A 13912-nucleotide genomic window follows, 5' to 3' on the forward strand; every position below is an offset into this window, starting at 1 on the left:
CAGGAACACGGCAGTGATGGCACGACAGCGGAGTGGTGAGGCCGGAAGGCTCTCGGGGTCTCCCCGCTGGTTGTCGGGTCGGCGGCTCATCAGGGGCCGCACGGTCCGCAGGACCACGTGCAAGCAGTTGATCAGCAGAAAGAACAGAAGGAGGAGCAAACACCATCAGGATCGCCCGAGCAGTCGGCTCGGGTACCGCAGGCCCCGAAACGGAAGGTGGTCCCACGGTCACGCATCCGCGATCCCCGCACACGCCCCATCCCCCTCGGAGACGGTGCGGAACAAGAAGGCCGGTGTCGCAGTAGGCCGGCAGGTGGTGTTCAATCCCTCGGGGCTCTGGTGCCGTACGGCACCAGAGCCCCTCGACGCGTTTCCCGGACAGAGGTGCAAATGACCGCAGAAGACCCGCTCGGCCCGCTCGATGACGACGACTACCCCGCCTACACCATGGGGCGCGCAGCCGAGATGCTCGGCACCACCCCGGCCTTCCTGCGGGCGATCGGCGAAGCCCGTCTGATCACCCCGCTGCGCTCGGAGGGCGGTCACCGCCGCTACTCGCGCTACCAGCTGCGCATCGCCGCCCGCGCACGCGAACTCGTCGACCAGGGCACTCCGGTCGACGCCGCCTGCCGCATCGTCATCCTCGAAGACCAGCTCGAAGAAGCGCAGCGCATCAACGAGGAACACCGCCGGGCCGCCGCCGAGCCGCACTCCAGCACCTGAGCCGGGCCGCCGCCGCCGGGCGGCCGGTTCGCGGTGACGGTTCAGGAAGTGGCGCCTCACACCCCGTTCCACACGCAGACGGCTCCGGCGGCGACATCGCCGGAGCCTCTCACCGCGGAGGGCGGATCCATGACCACTGCCCGGCGGCCGACGCCGGCCTGTGAAGGGGCTGCGACGTGCCGGACATCGAACCGGCCGATGCCGCCCACGCCACCCCCCCCAACGGTGCCGGGCCGGTGCGTTCCAGGTGGCCGGACGTGGCCGCGATTCCGACCCGCGGGCCGGGTTCGCGCCCTGTCCGCGCGAGTGGATCAGCGCGGCGCGCATACCTGCTGGGAGGCCGGACGCCCGATTCGATGATCGCGTCCTCCGCCTCCTCCGGGAACGGTAACGTCCCGTGGACGCTCACCTCGTTGATCTCGGCCACCGTGAGCGCCGAGCCGACGGGGAAGGCGGCGACGGAAGGAAGAACTTGCCCATCAAGACAGTGCAGATTCCCACCGCGGACGGTCGGGCCGACGCCTTCGCGGCGTTCCCCGACGACGGCGAGCGGCACCCAGGGGTGCTGATGTACGGGGACGCCTTCGGCATCCGGCCCGTGCTGCGGGAGATGGCTCTCGAACTGGCCGTGCACGGGTATTACGTGCTCGTCCCCAACTTCTTCTACCGGCAGGGCCCGACGCCGGTGATCGAGCTTCCCGAGTACATCGGAGAAGAGGCCAGGACCGCGGCCATCGCCCAGCTGATGCCCCTGATCGAGGCGCACACCACCGAGCGAGTCCTGAGCGACGCCGACGCCTACCTCAGCTTTCTCACCGCCCAGCCCGAGGTCGGCGCGGGACCGGTCGCGGTGACCGGCTACTGCATCGGCGGTCTGCTGGCGATGCGCACCGCCGTGGCGTACCCCGGCCAGGTGGCCGCCGTCGCCGGATTCCACAGCCCCGTGGGCGCCGACGGGCCCGACGGCCTGCGCCGCCTCTTCTCCACGCTCACCGCCCAGGTCCACCTGGGACACGCCGAAACCGACATGACGCCCGAGGCCGTCGGCGAGCTCAACGAGGCCCTGGACGCCGCGGGTGTTGAGTACACCTCCGAGATCTACCCCGGCACCGTCCACGGCTTCACCATGGCCGACACCGACGCCTTCGACCCCGCCGCGCTGCGGCACCACTGGGACCGCCTGCTCACCCTCCTGGACCGCGCCCTGGTCCACGGCTGAGGCCCTGGCTCGCCACCGGACCTGGAACACACGACGTACGAGACGTACGTGATTCCGGACGGTTCCCAAGGCGAACCGTGGCCGGCCCTGTCCGGTGGGGCAGGGCGGGCCACGCTACGGGTCAGTACACCTAGAAGGTGAAGTCCTTCGGCGCGCCCTCGCCCACGCGGCCGTCGACCGCCTCGCGGAGGAGGTCGGCGTGGCCCGTGTGCCGGGCGTACTCCTCGATCATGTCCAGGAGCATGTCGCGGACGGTGGGGGTGCGGCCGTCCGGCCAGGTGAAGGCTGCCGGTCCGTCGAGCCCGCGCTCCTTGACGACCTGAGCCACGAGTTCACGCGAGCGCTCGACTGCGTCCCGCCACACCGCGTACACGTCGTCCGGCGAGTCCAGCGCTCCGGTGCGCCATTCCCAGTCCGGGTCGGCGTCGAAGTCCACGGCGTCCCAGGGGGCTCCGTACTCGTGGCCCGCCAGCTTCACAGCCAGCCAGTCCGCCTCGACCAGGGCCACATGCTTGACGAGGCCGCCGAGCGTCATGGAGCTGGCGGCCGTCGTCGCGCCCAGCGCCTTCGCGTCGAGCCCCGACGTCTTCCAGGCGAACGTCCGCCGGTTGCGCTCCAGGACGGAGCGCAGCGCCGCCGCCTCGGCGAGGTCTGCGGATGCTTCAGGTGCGGGGGCAGGTACGGGAGTTGATTCGCTCACCGGCAGGAGGATAGTCGGCCGCTCCACCGGCCGCCACCCCTCCCTCGTGCCTGGTCCGGCGGCCATCGACGGGGCTCGGGACGCCGCCCGGCTACTTCGGTGCCACGTTCAGGTGGAGTGCCGCCGACGCGAGGCGCGGGGTGGTGCGGGCCTGGAGGATCCTGATCCGGACTCGGTCGGTGCTCACCGGTGCGGGCAGGGCCAGGATGCGGGCGTAACCGATGGTGGTGCCGGTAGCGGTCTGCTGCCAGGCGGTGCCGGTCCAGATGTCGACCGCGAAGCGCTCCACCTGCTGGCCCCGCGTGATGTCCTCGCCGAGCCTGACGCGGTCGAAGGCGCGGTGCGCGGACATGTTCAGCGTGACGGAGCCCGTGGTGGCCGCGTGGGCCGGTGACCAGGAGGTGGTGAGGCGGCCGTCCGTCAGGGTGCGCAGTACGGGGTCGCGGCGGCCGCGTCCTGCGGTGAGCAGGTTGGGGCCGTATGTCGCGGTGACGGAGTCGCCGAACGCGGTGAGCGATGCCACGTCGGGTGCGGCGATGCGGCCGTCGGGGCCCGGCGGGACGTTGAGCAGCAGTACGGCGTTGCGGCCCACCGACTCCTCGTAGATCGTGAGCAGTTGCTGGGGTGTCTTCGGTTTCTCGTCGGCGTGGAAGAACCAGCCCGGCCGCAGCGAGACGTCCGCCTCGGCCGGGAACCACTGGAGGTACTCGACCCCGGGTGCGGTGATCTTGTCGCGCGATCCGATGTCGGCGGCGCCGGCGCCGTCCGGGAGCAGTCCTTCGCCGTGCGCGGTGGCGGGGTCGGCGGTGGCGGGGGTGACGCTCCATTCCGTGGCGCGGCCCACTCCGTCCTCGTTGCCTATCCAGCGGGTCCCCTGCGGGCCCGCGAAGGTCACGGTGTCCGGTGAGAGCGCGTGGATGAGCCGGAACCAGGCGGTGAAGTCGTACTTCTCGGTGATTCCCGCGTCGGTCCAGGGGTTGGCGCCGTCGAGCCACAGTTCGTCGATGGGGCCGTACTGCGTGAACAGCTCGTAGAGCTGGTTGAGGTAGTACGCGTTGTAGTCGTCGGCCCGCACGGTGAAGGACGGGATCCGGTGTGCGGCGAGCGCGTCGGCCCGGTCGTCGTCCGGGACGAGCGTCGGGATCGTACGGCGGACGACCGCGCTTCCGCTGCCGTAGCGGCCCTGCCCGCCGGGGGCGCGGTCGCCGTCGTCGAGCGTGGCTTGCTCCTCGATGCTGAGGGACTGCCCCGACGCCTGCTTCGCGCGGATCTGCTCGACGTACTGGGCGTGCCAGGCGTGTGGTTGCTCGGAGCCGTCGGCGGGGGAGAGGTAGACCCCGACCCGGAGGCCGGCCCGGCGGGCCGCCTTGAGGTAGGTGCCGAGAACGTCGCCCTGCGGGTTGCGGCAGCCGGCGTTCCGGGCCCGCCAGTAGGCGGCGGAGTCGTCGGAGCGATGGGCCTCGGCCCCGTCGCGGGCCTTGGCGGTCGCGTCCTGCTCGGCCTGGGAACAGCCGTCGGTGCGGATCCACCAAGGGCTGGCGATGACTGAGTGGTTGGTGTAGCGGGTGGGGAAGAGGACGAAGCCGTCGTGGTGCTTGGCCGTGAACATCACCTGACGGGCGCCTGCCGCCTTGTACGCACGCATCCACTGGTCGGCGTCCATCCCGGAGGGGTCGAACGTCGCTTCGTCCTCGGCTCCCGAACCCCATTCGCGGTCGGTGAAGGTGTTCATTCCGAAGTGCGTGAAGGCGGTCACCTCCCGCTGCTGCCAAGCGACTTGAGAGGGCCGGGGAACGACATGTGCTGCCTTCCGGACGATGGTGTCCGGGGTGTCGGACGCATCGACGGCGATCTGTGATGCGGACGACCGTGCGGACCCAGGCGTGGAAGCCGGTGCGGCAGTAGTCCGATCTTTTCCGAGCAGGGGGCTGCTGGGGCTGCCCTTCGTGGCGGAGGCGGCTGCGGGTGCGGCGTTCAGGAGTGGCAAGGTAGCGACACCTACCCCCATGGCCAGTACGTTTCGTCGCCCGACAGGCGTTCCCATGAGTGCTCCTTCGGTCCGTGGACGCAGAGTGGAACGAATGGTCTAGACATCCAATGTCTGTCTGTCGGGCAGCAGTCTGGTGCGCGTCCGGGCGCCTTGACAAGGGTGCGTACGGGAACAGCTGTGAGGGGCCGGCCGCTGTACGCGGCGGCCACCCCTCACGGCCGGCTCCACGGCCACGGACCGCTTCCCGCGTTCCGGCTCAACTTCGCCTGTCATGCGTTCCGTTCGAGGCATGCGTCCCGGAACGTGCGGACCGGCCCGGACAGGTCCCGTGGCGGCGGCTCGCAGACGTGCGGCGCCCCCCAATGGGGGCGCCGCACGTGGTGTGTTGCTGCGGGGCCGGGTGTTACGGACGCGGTGCGGCTCCGGGCTTCGGCTTCTCCGGCAGGCGGGCCTGCCCGGAGGCGGCTGTACCCGAGCCGGCCACCACCGGGGTGGGGGCAGGCACCGCTGTGGCGGAGCGCTGGAAGCGGCGCGGCACGAGGCTGAAGAAGCGTTCGGCGTGGTGCTCCTCGTGCAGATCTATCCGGCGGGCCTCAAGGAGCTGGCGCAGACTCAGCAGCCCTTCGAGCCGGTCGGGATCGGCCCGGTCGATGATCACGACCCGGGTGACGTGGTGCGTGGCCATGCGGTTGGCGATGGTCCGCAGTGTCTCGTCGGGGTACGCGGTCACGGCCGGGCGGGCCAGATCGCCGAGCGGGGTCGGGTCGTCGAGCGAGCTGAACAGGAAGTCGGAGCGGGTGACGACACCGGCCAGGTGCCCCGCCGCGTCCATCACGGGGTAGAGCCGCTGAGCGAGGAATCCGTCGACGTCATGGCTGCCGTGCGGAGCCGTCAGCTCCCGCTTGATGTCGGCGACGGTCTCGTCGGTGCGGAACGTGGCGGTGATGGGTGATTCGAGCTGCCGTACGAGATGGACCTCCAGGGGGTCCACGGAGTACTCCCGGGTGAGGTGCAGCCCCCTGCGGGCGATCTTCTCGGTGAGGACGGACCGTTTGAGGATGATCACCGAGAGGAGGTACGCGGAGGAAGCGGTGATCACCATGGGGAGCATCGCGTTCATCTCGTGGGTCAGTTCGAGGCAGAAGACGATGCCGGTCAGCGGGGAGCGCATGACTCCGCCGAGCACGCCGGCCAGCGAGACCAGAGCCCAGAAGCCGGGACTCACGGAGGGGAAGATCAGCCCCTCGGCTGCGCCCAGCGCACCGCCGATCATGAACATCGGGGCGAGCACGCCTCCTGAGGTCCCCGAGCCGAGCGAAAGCCCCCAGATGAGGGTCTTGACCACGAGGATGCCGATGATCAGGCCCACGGTGGCCCGGCCGGTGAGGAGCTGGTCGATGACGTCGTAACCGACGCCGAGCGCGCGGGGCTCGATGAGCCCGCCGACGCCGATGATCAGGCCGCCGATGGCGGGCCACCACATCCAGTGCAGCGGGAGCTTGGCGAACATGTCCTCCGAGAAGTACACGAGGGCGGTGGCGCCGAGCGCGAGCAGCCCGGCACCGAGTCCGGAGACCAGGCACAGGCCGTACGCGGAGAGGGGCAGCTGGGCCGGGACATGGGCGCCGCCGAAGAGCGGGGCGCTGCCCAGGATCGGTTCGCGGACCAGGGTCGCGGTGACCGCGGCGAGCGCGACGGGGATGTACGAGCGCGGACGCCACTCGAAGAGCAGCAGTTCGACGGCGAGCAGGATCGCGGCCAGGGGGGAGTTGAAGGTGGCGGCCATGCCGGCGGCGGACCCTGCGACCAGCAGCGTCTTGCGTTCGTCGGTGGTGACGTGGAGGAACTGGGCGAGTATCGAGCCGACCGCGCCGCCGGTCATGATGATCGGCCCCTCGGCGCCGAAGGGGCCGCCGGTGCCGATGCTGATGGCGGACGACACCGGTTTGAGCACGGCCACCCGGGGCTGCACCTTGCTGCCGCCGACCAGGATCGACTCGATGGCTTCCGGCATGCCGTGACCGCGGATCTTCTCCGACCCGTAGCGCGCCATCACGCCGATGACCAGCCCGCCCACGATGGGCATGAAGAGGATCAGCCACCAGTGCGAGGTGGAGCCCGGTGTGGAGGTGCCGAAGGAGAACTGGCCGTGGAAGCAGAGGTTGGTGAACAGCGCGATCAGCTTGAGCAGGCCCACGGCGACCAGCGCGGCGGCCGCGCCGACCGGTACGGCGAGGACGGCGATCAGCGCGACCCGCGGCGGAACGTGGAAGTCGCCCAGGCTCTTGATCTTCTGCGGGGGTGGCAGCTGTCCTGGGACGCGGGCCGGTTTCGGGGCAGGGGCATGCTGGCTCACGGGGTTCCTCCGTCGGTGGTGCGGGCAGGGGCAGTGCCGTCACGGGCGCACGGAAGTGGGGTCGTCGGCGTACCGCGTGTGCGGCAGTGCCGGCGCCCTGCGTGTGACCTGCGTGATGGCGGGATCGGGCGTCATTGCCCGGGAGCTGCCGATGCCCTGTGCGGAGGGCGGCAGAACGAGGATGGGCGGGGCCGGGGCGCGGGAGGCGCCGTCGGTGGCTGCCCGGATACTGGTGGGGTGTGGTGCGGATGGGACGACTGATCCGAGATGACTGATTGAGCGGGACCCAGGCTACCATTGCACACTGCAATGATGGTTGCGGTCTCGTGAACAGCCTGATGAACGGCCTGATGAGCAGCCGGGTGGACAGCCCGGCGGACAGGACCGCCCGGGTGGAAAGCCGGCGGTCGGGAACGGTGGACGGACCGCATGACGGGCGAGCAGGCGACGGCTGACAGCCGGGCCGGGGACCTGGCAGCACCCACGGACGAGACCGACGAGGTCACCGCGGCGGTGATGGCCGCCGCGCGGCTGCTCGTCGGGCTCTCGGCTCGCGCGCTCGCCGAGGTCGGAAGCGCGCTGACCCTGCCGCAGTTGCGGACGCTGGTGGTACTGGACTCCAGCGGGCCCGTGAAGCTCGCGGCGCTGGCAGCCGCGCTTGAGGTCAACGCGTCGACGGCGATGCGGATGGTCGACCGGCTGGAGGCCGGCGGACTGGTGGACCGCAAGGTCAATCCGGGCAACCGCCGGGAGGTCGTCCTGCGGACCACCGACGAGGGCGCGGGGCTGGTGCGGACGGTTCTGGAGCACCGGCACCGGGAAGTCGCCGCTCTGGTGGGCCGGCTGCCGGTGGACGTACGGTCCGGCCTCGTCGCGGGTCTCCGGGCCCTGACCCGCGCCGCGGAGAGCCCGGCGCCAGGCCCGGCCGGTGCGCCGGACGCCACGGACGCATCGGACGCCACGGACGCATCGGGCACCACCGAGAGCAGGGCCGCCACTGAGGCCGCGGGCGTACCGGGTGCCACCGATGTCATGGATATCGCGGACGTACCGGATGTCGCGGACGCGCGCACGGGCGGCACCGGGTCCTGAACCGGCGCCGCCCGGGGTGGCAGGTCAGGACGTGTAGCCCGACCCGATGCTCTGCACCACGTACGCGCACTCCGTGTACCGGTAACCCGGCTGGATCTTCGCCGCGTTGCTGCCCGAGCTGGTGGTCGAGCTGTTCAGGGACTTGTGCAGGAAGTACGTGGTGCCGGGCGGCAGCGAGATGGTCCGCTTCGGGTAGCTCTTGCCGCCCTTGCAGGCGCTGAGCTGCGCGGTCGCGTCGCTGGAGTAGGCCGAACAGCCCTTGCACCCCTTGAGTTTGAAGCTTCCGGTGACGGGCCCCGTGTACAGGATCTCGACCTCGTCCGGGCTGTCGTTGCTGATCGTGACCGGGATGCTGCCGCCGGAGGACATCGACGGCAGGTGCTTGCCGGCCGCGGTCTCGCTCCGGGCGATCTCCGCGGCTATGGCGATCTTCTGCGCGCGTGCGCGGTTCTTGTCGCTCCGGTAGGCGCTCGCGAAGTCGGTCAGCGTCTTCTGCGCGCCGTCGAAGTCGCCGTCCCTGTACTCGTCGAGACCGCAGGCGTACGTCCCCGACCGCACCTGCTGCCCGGCGGTGGCGGCGTCCTTGCGCAGGGCGTCGGTCAGGGCGCCGTCCACACCCGCCTCCTTGCCCGGCAGTCCGACGGCCTGGCCCTGGAGGATCTTCAGGCGCTCGTTGGCCGCGCACGGCTCGCCGCCCTTCAGACCCCCCGCCGCCTTGTCGATCTCGGAGCTGACGGCCGGCTCCACCTTCGCGGCCTGCTGGGACGCGGGGAAGGTGGTGAGCAGTTCGCCGAGGTTCCCGCTCGGGGACACGACGTCCTTCCCGGTACCGAGGCCGGTCACCCCGCACTCGTACAGGGAGGTGGCGAGCCTGTCGTCCGGCCAGGCGGCCAGTGCGCCCAGCCGCTTCCTGCCGTACGTGGCGGGCACCGTCCGCAGGTACGTGAGCGGTTCGACGGCGTCGCAGTACTTCTTCGCTTCGAACGGTGCGCCGACCGTCTCGTAGTACGTCTTCAGCGAGGCCGGGACGCGGTGGGCGGCACGGGAGTCCGAGTGGTGGGCGTCGAGGTCGTGGTACGCGGTGAGGGCCTCGCGGTAGGACGTCCGCGCCGCGCTGAACGGCTGCGACTTCGCCTGTGCGACCAGCTGGTCGGCTGTGGCGAGCCGGTCGAGGAGCATCTTCTGGGTGGCCTCGTCGCGCGCCCCGCCGTACAGGACCGCACCTCCCACGGGCGCGGCCAGCAGCACCAGGCCGAGCGCGATCGCGACCGGTGCACGCGGAGGCCACATGAGGCTGTGCCGCAGGCCCCGGTACGCGCCATGGGCCGCGGCCAGGACCAGGAGGGCGAGATACGCGACGACCGCGCCGCCGGGCACGCCGTCCGGGTCGGCGGGCAGGGCGACCGCCAGCAGGGCACCCGTTGCCACCCAGCACACGGCCGTCGCGAGCCGGCGCCTGAGCAGCAGATAACCGAGGCCCAGGCCGCTGAGGTTGAGCAACGCCACCGCCAAGGCCCGCAGCGGGTCCGCCGGGGCGGGCGGGGTCGGTGGTGCGGGCGGTACGGCGGGCATCGGGGGCACGGGTGTCGCGTCGTAGGCGCCGTACGCCCCGTATCCCCCGTACGCTCCCGGACCGCCGGGCGGAGGCGGCGGCCCGAACCCTCCGGTGCCGCCTCCGCCCGGCGTATCCGCTCCGCCGTGTCCGCCGAAGCCGCCGGAGGCCCCCAGCACCTCGGGCGGCCCGAACCCGGCCGAGGACTCCGGCCCTTCGGCGCCGTCACCACTGCCGGACGCGCCGCCTCTGGCCGCCCCGTCCTGCTGATCTCCGGACATGCCGCATACCCCCCGGTCGCCGGCCTTCCGGCTCTGGGCGCCGGGAGGCCGTCACTGTGAAACACCAACAGCACAACAGCGGCGGCCAGTTGCCGGGCATCGACGCGACGCCTGCCGTCCAGCGGCCGACGGCCGGACACCGGAATGCTGAATGCCGGAATGCTGAATGCCGGACACCGAAGCTTTGTGCCTGCTGTGTATCTACCACGGACGGGCGGACCGTGAACTACCGATTACCTTGCGTGCGGACGGACTTGAGACTCGCCGGAGGGAGCCGGGGCATGCGCCGTGAACTCAGCGCCCCGCGATCCGGTCCGCGAACGTGGCGATCCGGTCGGTGGCCGTGCTGCGGGCGGACAGTTCGCGCGCGTCCGCAGCACGGTACGCCCGGTACATCCCGTGGACCCCCAGCCAGCGCAGCGGCTCGGGCTCCCAGTTGCGGACCTTGTGGTTCACCCAGGGAAGCGAGGTGAGGTCGGTCGGGCCCGACTGGCCGGAGTCCTGCTGGATCAGGTCGCGCAGCGTACGGGCGGCGAGGTTGGCGGTGGCCACGCCCGAGCCGACGTAGCCGCCCGCCCAGCCGAGGCCCGTCGAACGGTCAAGCGTGACCGTGGCGCACCAGTCGCGCGGGACGCCGAGCACCCCGGACCAGGCGTGGTCGATCCGTACGCCCGCCGTGGCCGGGAAGAAGCGGACCAGGATCTCGCGCAGCGCGTCGATGGTGGCGGGCTCGGTGCGCCCGGCGCGGTCGGAGCGGGCGGCCCGCGAGCCGAAGAGGTAGGGGACGCCGCGTCCGCCGAGCGCGATCCGGCCGTCAGCGGTGCGCTGCGCGTACATGTACGCGTGCGCCATGTCGCCGAGCGTCTCGCCGCCCTCCCAGCCGATGGTGTCCCAGACGGCCTGCGGCAGCGGTTCGGTGGCGATCATCGAGGAGTTCATCGGGAGCCAGCTGCGACGGGCACCCTTGAGCCCGGCCGTGTATCCCTCGGTGCAGCGCAGGATGTAGGGCGCGCGGACCGTTCCGTACGGGGTGACCGCGTGCTTGGGCCGGATTTCGGTGACCGGCGTCGACTCGTGGAGCGTGACACCGAGCGCTTCCACCGTCTCCGCCAGGCCCTGCACCAGTTTCGCCGGGTTCAGCCGGGCGCCGTGCGGGGTCCAGGTGGAACCGACGGCCCCCGTGACCCGGATCCGCTCGGCGGTCTCGCGGGCGCCGTGCAGGGAGCGGTCCGTTTCACCGAAGGCGATCTCGACCGAGTGGAAGTCCTTGAGCCTTCGCAACTGTGCTGGTGTGTAGGCGACTTCGAGAACGCCGCCCTGCTGGATGTCGGCGTCGATCGACTCGTCGGCGGCGGTCTTGACGACTTCGGCGACGGTGTCGTTCATGGCCTGCTGGAGTCGGACGGCCGCTTCGTGCCCGTGGAGCTTGGCGTACCGGTCGCGGCCCGCGATGCCGTTGTACAGCCAGCCGCCGTTGCGGCCGGAGGCGCCGTAGCCGCAGAACCTGGCTTCCAGAACGGTGATGTTGAGGAACGGGACGGCCTTCTTGAGGTAGTACGCCGTCCACAGCCCGGTGTACCCGCCGCCGACGATGACCACGTCGGCACTCGCGTCGCCCGGCAGGGGCTCGCGTGCGAGGGGGGTCCCCCGGTCCGCGTACCAGAACGATATGCCGCCGTTTACGGTGCCGTTGCCTGTGCCACTGCCGGTGGAGCTCATGGGACCTCTGCCTTCTGGACCGGTCCGCCGGATCGGACCGCTTGATCAGGGCCGTTCGGTGTTCCTCCGGCGGTTGCCGGGAGCGTAGCGCCGCAGTGACACCAGCAGGCTCATCGGGTTCCACGGGGGGCCGCCGATGCCCCGGGTCAGCGGATAGCAGGCGAGGCCGATGAGGACCGAGGTGAAGTGGCCCAGGTCCGTGAAGGTGCGGTCGGTGATCAGTGGCGGGGCGAAGACCGCGATGACACCGAGCAGATAGAGGTATCGCCAGGGCCTCGCGATCCGGTAGGTCAGTACGGCGACCACCCCGGCGAGCGCGTAGCTCACCCCCACATCGAGGGTGTGGGCCGCCGATTCGGGGGCCCGGCCGTGGCGGATCGCCCAGAGCAGGGCGCCCTCGCTGATGAAGGAGGCGAGAACGTGCGAGAGGACGGCGACAGCCAGCCAGCGCAGTGTGCCGAGCCAGCGTTCGGCCTGCGCGTGGAAGACGGTGTAGAGCACGGCGTACGAGATCCAGCCGCCACCGTCGATGTACATCGCACTCTGGATCAGCACCCGGACGGGGTGGGTGGACAGTTCATGGATATTGGTGGAGCGCCTGCCGAGGAAGGCCCGCTCGAACTCCGGTGACATCTGGTGCAGCGCGATGGTGGTGAAGAAGAGAATGAGGAGCCAGACGTAGGTGCCCGGTGCGCTGCGGATGTAGGAGACGACGGCGTGGAGGGCGCGTTTCATGCGCCCGATTCTGCTGGTTCGCGCCCCGGGCCGCCGGGGCACGCGCCGTGACGGAGCGGGGCGGAACCTGGCTCACGAGGGGCGGGCAACAGGAGCGGTACGCACGGAGCAGCGAGCAGCCGGATGAAGGAGCGAGGCGGTGACGGCGTGGGGGAGCGGGGGAGCGACGTGAGCGAGCCGGTGGGCGACGGCGCCGGCGCGGTGGGCCGTGCCGGGGAGTTCCTGGAACGCTGGGGGCTGGGCCAGGAGGGGCCGCCGATGCGCGGACACGTCGCGGTCGTCCTGCCCGTGGTGCGCAAGGCCGACGGGGTGCGGGCCGCGCTGAAGCTGCAGGACGTGGACGCCGAGACCGTGGGGGAGCCGTTCGCGCTGCGGGCCTGGGGCGGCCGGGGCGCCGTACGGCTGCTGGACCACGATCCGGTGAGCGGAACCATGCTCCTGGAGCGGCTCGACGAGGCCAGGCCGCTGTCGTCCGTACCGGACGTGCTGGCGGCGACCGAGGTCATCGCGGGGCTGCTCGCGCGGCTGACGTCCGTGCCGGCACCGGAGGGGACCCGGCAGCTCGGGGACATCGCGGCCCGGATGCTGGGCCGCGTACCGGCCGCCGCCGAGGCACTGCCGGACGAGGAGGACAGGCGGCTCCTGAAGAGCTGCGGCGCGGCCGTACGTGAGGTGGCGGGCGAGCCGGGGGACCGGCTGCTCCACTGGGACCTGCATTTCGGGAACGTCCTGGCGGCCGGGCGTGAGCCCTGGCTGGCCATCGACCCGAAACCGCTCGCGGGCGACCCGGGGTTCGAGCTGCTGCCCGCGCTCTGGAACCGCTTCGGGGAGGGCGGACTGCTGCGGCGGTTCGACCTGATGACGGACGCACTCGGGATGGCGGGGGACCGCGAGCGGGCGCGGGCCTGGACGCTGGGACGCGTCCTGCAGAACAGCGTCTGGGACGTGGTGGACCGCGGCAGCCGGCGGTTGAGCCCCGAGATGGCGGAGATCGCCCGCACGCTGCTGGCGCCGGGGGCCGTTGGTTAGTGTGCGTCCATGATTCGCAATGCCACAGCCGCCGATGTTCCCGTCATCCACGCGATGGTCCGTGAGCTCGCCGAGTACGAGAAGGCCCTGGACGAAGCACGCGCCACCGAGGCGCAGCTGCACGAGGCGCTGTTCGGCGAGCGCCCTGCGGCGTTCGCGTTCATCGCCGAGACGCCGCAGGGGGAGCCGGCCGGGTTCGCTCTGTGGTTCCTCAACTTCTCGACGTGGCGCGGGGTCCACGGGATCTACCTGGAGGATCTCTACGTACGCCCGGGACTGCGCGGCGGCGGGTACGGCAAGGCCCTGCTGACCGAGCTGGCGCGGACCTGCGTGGAGCGTGGGTACGAGCGGCTGGAGTGGTCCGTGCTCAACTGGAACGAGCCGTCGATCAGGTTCTACGAGGCGCTGGGCGCCCGGCCGCAGGACGAGTGGACGGTCTACCGGCTCACCGACGACGCGCTGGCCGAGCTGGGCGCGTGACCCGGTGAGGGCGGGCCGGACAGCGCGAGTGCGTCC

Annotated in this window: 11 protein-coding genes; 5 read left to right on the top strand and 6 right to left on the bottom strand. The window is 71.3% G+C overall.

Annotated features, from left to right (window positions below; genetic code table 11):
- Positions 1-390: 390 nt before the first annotated feature.
- Both OG584_RS19275 and OG584_RS19280 read left to right on the top strand, forming a co-directional pair.
- Complete coding sequence (locus tag OG584_RS19275; protein WP_405779445.1) at positions 391-723, top strand: MerR family transcriptional regulator; 333 nt, start codon at positions 391-393, stop codon at positions 721-723.
- 472 nt (positions 724-1195) lie between these two features.
- Complete coding sequence (locus tag OG584_RS19280; RefSeq protein WP_405779447.1) at positions 1196-1942, top strand: dienelactone hydrolase family protein; 747 nt, start codon at positions 1196-1198, stop codon at positions 1940-1942.
- Positions 1943-2072: 130 nt separating this feature from the next.
- Here OG584_RS19280 and OG584_RS19285 read toward each other — a convergent pair whose 3' ends face one another.
- The 3 genes from OG584_RS19285 to OG584_RS19295 form a co-directional block, all read right to left on the bottom strand.
- Positions 2073-2642, bottom strand: a complete 570-nt coding sequence (locus tag OG584_RS19285) for a DinB family protein (protein WP_405779449.1) — start codon at positions 2640-2642, stop codon at positions 2073-2075.
- Positions 2643-2733: 91 nt separating this feature from the next.
- Positions 2734-4650, bottom strand: coding sequence for an alpha-L-fucosidase (locus tag OG584_RS19290; RefSeq protein ID WP_405784149.1), 1917 nt, complete (start codon positions 4648-4650; stop codon positions 2734-2736).
- Positions 4651-5035: 385 nt separating this feature from the next.
- A complete protein-coding gene (locus OG584_RS19295) occupies positions 5036-6988 on the bottom strand; it encodes a chloride channel protein (RefSeq protein ID WP_405779451.1) in 1953 nt (650 codons plus the stop codon).
- Between the two features lie 429 nt (positions 6989-7417).
- Between OG584_RS19295 and OG584_RS19300 the strand changes: the two genes are divergently transcribed.
- Positions 7418-8080, top strand: coding sequence for a MarR family winged helix-turn-helix transcriptional regulator (locus OG584_RS19300; protein WP_405779453.1), 663 nt, complete (start codon positions 7418-7420; stop codon positions 8078-8080).
- 24 nt (positions 8081-8104) lie between these two features.
- Here OG584_RS19300 and OG584_RS19305 read toward each other — a convergent pair whose 3' ends face one another.
- From OG584_RS19305 to OG584_RS19315, 3 genes are all read right to left on the bottom strand, one after another.
- On the bottom strand, positions 8105-9913 hold the full coding sequence (locus tag OG584_RS19305; protein ID WP_405779455.1) for a hypothetical protein: 1809 nt from the start codon (positions 9911-9913) through the stop codon (positions 8105-8107).
- A gap of 294 nt (positions 9914-10207) precedes the next feature.
- The gene (locus OG584_RS19310; protein ID WP_405779457.1) at positions 10208-11632 is read right to left on the bottom strand and encodes an NAD(P)/FAD-dependent oxidoreductase; all 1425 of its coding nucleotides are present in this window, start codon (positions 11630-11632) and stop codon (positions 10208-10210) included.
- Positions 11633-11677: 45 nt separating this feature from the next.
- A complete protein-coding gene (locus OG584_RS19315; RefSeq protein WP_405779459.1) occupies positions 11678-12367 on the bottom strand; it encodes a rhomboid-like protein in 690 nt (229 codons plus the stop codon).
- 123 nt (positions 12368-12490) lie between these two features.
- Between OG584_RS19315 and OG584_RS19320 the strand changes: the two genes are divergently transcribed.
- Both OG584_RS19320 and OG584_RS19325 read left to right on the top strand, forming a co-directional pair.
- Positions 12491-13396, top strand: coding sequence for an aminoglycoside phosphotransferase family protein (locus OG584_RS19320; RefSeq protein ID WP_405779461.1), 906 nt, complete (start codon positions 12491-12493; stop codon positions 13394-13396).
- Positions 13397-13405: 9 nt separating this feature from the next.
- Positions 13406-13876, top strand: a complete 471-nt coding sequence (locus OG584_RS19325) for a GNAT family N-acetyltransferase (RefSeq protein WP_405779462.1) — start codon at positions 13406-13408, stop codon at positions 13874-13876.
- Positions 13877-13912 lie beyond the last annotated feature (36 nt).

The organism is Streptomyces sp. NBC_00859 (assembly GCF_045161865.1).
Classification (GTDB): domain Bacteria; phylum Actinomycetota; class Actinomycetes; order Streptomycetales; family Streptomycetaceae; genus Streptomyces.